The 1909-nt window shown below is 72.3% G+C and carries 2 protein-coding genes; both read left to right on the top strand.

Annotated features, from left to right (window positions below; genetic code table 11):
* The coding region (purN, locus tag G6024_RS14385; RefSeq protein WP_159149011.1) for a phosphoribosylglycinamide formyltransferase at window positions 1-465 on the top strand (465 nt) is incomplete at its 5' end.
* Window positions 462-1909 (top strand): bifunctional phosphoribosylaminoimidazolecarboxamide formyltransferase/IMP cyclohydrolase (gene purH, locus G6024_RS14380; RefSeq protein ID WP_159149010.1); only part of this gene is annotated, 1448 nt, incomplete at its 3' end. The genes purN and purH, both read left to right, overlap by 4 nt.

Below are 1909 nucleotides of genomic sequence, written 5' to 3'. Positions count from 1 at the left end.
GCCGGCCGCGCCGACCTCCCGACGGCCGTCGTCCGGCCCGGCGACCACGCCGACCGCGCCGACTGGGACCGCGCCCTCGCCGACGTGGTGAGCGGGTTCGATCCCGACTGGGTGGTCTCGGCGGGCTTCATGCGCATCCTCGGCGCCGCGTTCCTCGGACGGTTCGACGGTCGCGTGCTCAACACCCACCCGGCGTTGCTGCCGTCGTTCCCCGGCGCCCATGCGGTGCGCGACGCGCTCGCCTACGGGGTGACCGTCACCGGCAGCACCGTCCACCTGGTCGACGCCGGCGTCGACACCGGACCCGTGATCGCCCAGCGTGCCGTCGACGTCCACCCGGACGACACCGAGGCCACCCTCCATGAACGCATCAAAGTCGTCGAGCGCGAGATGCTCGTCGACGTCCTCGCGGCCGCCGCCCGTGGCCGACTCCACATCGAAGGTCGAAAGGTGCACCTAACGTGACCGATTCCCGCAGGCCCGTCCGCCGCGCACTCATCAGCGTCTACGACAAGACCGGGCTCACCGAGCTCGCCCGGGGGCTCGCCGACGCCGGGGTCGAGATCGTCTCCACCGGCTCGACCGCGCAGCGTATCGCCGACGCCGGGGTCGCCGTGACGCCCGTCGACGCGCTGACCGGGTTCCCGGAATGCCTCGAAGGCCGCGTCAAGACCCTGCACCCGCGGGTTCACGCCGGCATCCTCGCCGACACCCGCAAGCCCGAGCACCTCGAGCAGATCGCCGACCTCGGTGTGCAGCCGTTCGAGCTCGTCGTCGTCAACCTCTATCCCTTCACCGACACCGTCGCCTCCGGCGCCGATTACGACGCCTGCGTCGAGCAGATCGACATCGGCGGACCGTCGATGGTCCGCGCGGCCGCGAAGAACCACCCGTCGGTGGCTGTGCTCGTCGACCCCGCCGGATACGGCGAGGCGCTCGAGGCCGTCGCGGCCGGTGGGTTCACCCTCGAGAAGCGCCGCAGTCTGGCCGCCGCCGCGTTCCGCCACACCGGGGCCTACGACGTCGCCGTGGCCACGTGGATGACCGCACAGACCGCGGACGGCGCGGGCGACGGGGCAGCGGGCGGCTCCGGCGAGTTCCCGGTCTGGCAGGGGCAGAGCCTCGACCTCGCCGCCACCCTGCGCTACGGCGAGAACCCGCACCAGAGCGCCGCCCTCTACACGGACGCTGCCGCCGCGCCCGGCCTCGCCCAGGCCACCCAGGTGCACGGCAAGGAGATGAGCTACAACAACTACGTCGACGGCGACGCGGCGTGGCGCTCCGCTTTCGATCACGCCGAGCCGTGCGTGGCGATCATCAAGCACGCCAACCCGTGCGGGATCGCGATCGACGCCGACATCGCGGCCGCCCACCGCGCCGCGCACGAGTGCGACCCCGTCAGCGCGTTCGGTGGCGTGATCGCAGCCAACCGCGAGGTCACGGTGGAGATGGCCGAGCAGGTCGCCGAGATCTTCACCGAGGTGATCATCGCCCCGTCCTACGCGGACGGTGCCGTGGAGATCCTGCAGCGGAAAAAGAACATCCGCATCCTCTCGGCGCAGGCGCCCGCCGAGGGCGAGTTCGAGCGCAAGCAGATCTCCGGCGGCGTGCTGGTCCAGCAACGTGACTCGCTCGACGCGGACGGCGACGTGGTCGCCGGCTGGACCAAGGCGTGCGGCGACGACGCCGACGAGCAGACCCTGCGCGACCTGCTGTTCGCGTGGCGCGCGTGCCGCGCGGTCAAGTCCAACGCCATCCTGCTCGCGCAGTCCGGGGCCACCGTGGGCGTGGGCATGGGCCAGGTCAACCGCGTCGACTCCGCCCGGCTCGCCGTGCAGCGCGCGGGGGAGCGGGTCACCGGGTCGGTCGCCGCGTCGGACGCGTTCTTCCCCTTCGCGGACGGTCTCGA

The sequence above is a fragment of the Dietzia maris genome (assembly GCF_014144855.1).
In the GTDB taxonomy this organism is placed as follows: domain Bacteria; phylum Actinomycetota; class Actinomycetes; order Mycobacteriales; family Mycobacteriaceae; genus Dietzia; species Dietzia kunjamensis.
The sequence above is the reverse complement of the archived record's forward strand: the minus strand, read 5'-3'. Positions and strand labels throughout refer to the sequence as shown.